This is a genomic window from Janthinobacterium rivuli, from assembly GCF_009208735.1.
Taxonomy (GTDB): domain Bacteria; phylum Pseudomonadota; class Gammaproteobacteria; order Burkholderiales; family Burkholderiaceae_D; genus Janthinobacterium.
The window spans coordinates 1-1,650 of the sequence record NZ_WFLJ01000044.1; the positions used below are offsets into that span (position 1 = coordinate 1).

Genomic DNA, 1,650 nt, shown 5'->3' on the forward strand with positions numbered 1-1,650 from the left:
CCAGCGCCAGCGCCCGTCGCGCCCGTGCCGCCGGCGGCCACGGCCGCGCCCGTGCACCATGCCAGGCCGGTGCCGGAACCGAAGCAGGAAACGCCTGGGCAGGCCGCTCCCGCTCCCGCTCCCGCTCCGGCGCCGGCCCTGCCCACGCCTGCGCCGGCGGCCGAAGAGAGCGTGCCCGGCATGCGCGACCTGCCCGAGCCGATACAGCGGCAGATTCCCCCGGTCGCCATCGGCGGGTATATCTATTCGAAGAATCCGGCCGACCGCCTGCTGTTGATCGACAAGGTCTTGCGCCACGAAGGCGAGGAACTGGCGCCCGGTCTGGTGCTGGAAAAGTTGCAGCCGAAGGCAGCCATCTTCAGTTTCAAGGGCTACCGCTACCGCGTGCCCTATTGAGTTGTTGCGCATCAAGGCCGGGCCGCCATAGCTGAACCATACTGACCTGGCCTGGTCGAACCAGGGTCGCTGCGCCTATGTGCGCGGCCGGGGAGGTCCGATGATTGCTGCCGCAACCGCTGGCGAGGGTATGCTTGATGCGCATGGCTTGGGTAAGCTGGCGCGCATCGACCACATCGTCGTGCTGATGATGGAAAACCGCTCGTTTGACCACATGCTCGGCTACCTGAGCCTGGAAGGCGGGCGCGCCGACATCGACGGCTTGCAGGCCAGTCATGCCAACCTGCATGCGGGCGTACGCTACCCCGTGCACCATTTGCGGCGCACGGCCTTCGGCCCGCAGCAAGACCCGTCGCATACGGGCACGTCGGTGGCGCAGCAATTGCAAAATAATAACGGCGGCTTCGTCGACAATTATGCGCAAACGCATCCGGGCGACCCCGACATCGATCTGGTGATGGGTTACTACAATGCGGCCGACTTGCCCATGTACGATTTCCTCGCGCAGCAGTTCTGCGTCTGCGACCGCTGCTACAGTTCCGTGCCGGGCGCCACCTGGCCCAACCGCCTGTATGCGGTCAGCGGCAAGGCGGCCGGCAGCAAGGATAGCAAGCGCGTGCCCCTGTATGCGAACAAATCCTTCGTGCGCCACCTCGAACGGGCCCAGGTCAGCTGGAAGTTTTATTCCGCCTGGAAACCCTGGAGCCTGGCTTTCAGCGACGATCATTACCGTTCCTCCGAGCTATATGAACCATTCGGCTCCAGCGCCCGTCGCTATGGCTTCATCGGCGATGCGCTGGCGGGCGCCTTGCCCTCGGTCAGCTGGATCGATCCGCATTTCTTCGAGAATGACGACCACCCGCCGGCCGATATCCGCGCCGGCCAGGCGCTGGTGGCGCAGGTTTACCAGGCCCTGTCGCGCGGTCCCGCCTGGGCGCGCACCTTGTTCATCCTCAGCTATGACGAACACGGCGGCTTTTTCGACCATGTACCGCCGACCACCGCCATCGACGACGACCCCGCGTTTCGCCAGTACGGCGTGCGCGTGCCCATGCTGCTCGTGTCGCCGCTGATCGCGCCGGCCAGCGTCAGTCACGAGGTGGTCGACCACACGTCGATCATTAAGACCATCCTGCAGCGCTTTTGCCGCGCCGCCGATGGCGCCTTGCCCCAAATGGGCGCGCGCGTGGCGGCCGCCAGTGGCCTGGGCGCCGTGCTGACCCTGGCGCAGCCGCGCGCGGCGCCCGCCGTGCC

The 1,650-nt window shown here is 66.4% G+C and carries 2 protein-coding genes; both read left to right on the forward strand.

Annotated elements, in window-relative coordinates; all coding sequences use genetic code 11:
• Nucleotides 1–396: general secretion pathway protein GspB (locus GCN78_RS29945; protein ID WP_264372704.1), on the forward strand; the 396-nt coding region annotated here is incomplete at its 5' end.
• A 130-nt stretch (nt 397–526) separates the two neighbouring features.
• A partial coding sequence (locus tag GCN78_RS28775; RefSeq protein ID WP_193316907.1) for an alkaline phosphatase family protein occupies nt 527–1,650 on the forward strand: 1,124 nt, incomplete at its 3' end.